Below are 259 nucleotides of genomic sequence, written 5' to 3' on the forward strand. Positions count from 1 at the left end.
GAGGGATGGCATTGCTATTAACATTTTACAATCGAGCGCTATCGTTTTCACTTGCCCCAAATAAGCCTTCTCATCGAGGATTGCTTAAACCATTAAAAAAGCTAGAAAAACCAAGTTCTCAAAAACAACTGGTTAGTAACTTGTCGAGCAGTGCCTATCAGTCAAGCATGGACATTAGCCAAATTCTAGAAGCACTGTATCAAAAAAAACAAGCCATGATAACTAGCTTGGATATCATACTGTCGTTAGAAAATCAGGC

1 protein-coding gene is annotated in these 259 nt (G+C 38.6%); it reads left to right on the forward strand.

Annotation, left to right across the window (positions count from 1 at the left end):
• Window positions 1-259: hypothetical protein (locus tag LVY74_RS17710; protein WP_237816156.1), on the forward strand; the 259-nt coding region annotated here is incomplete at both ends.

Origin of the sequence: Acinetobacter sp. ME22 (assembly GCF_022012315.1) — a bacterium.
In the GTDB taxonomy this organism is placed as follows: Bacteria; Pseudomonadota; Gammaproteobacteria; order Pseudomonadales; family Moraxellaceae; genus Acinetobacter; species Acinetobacter brisouii_A.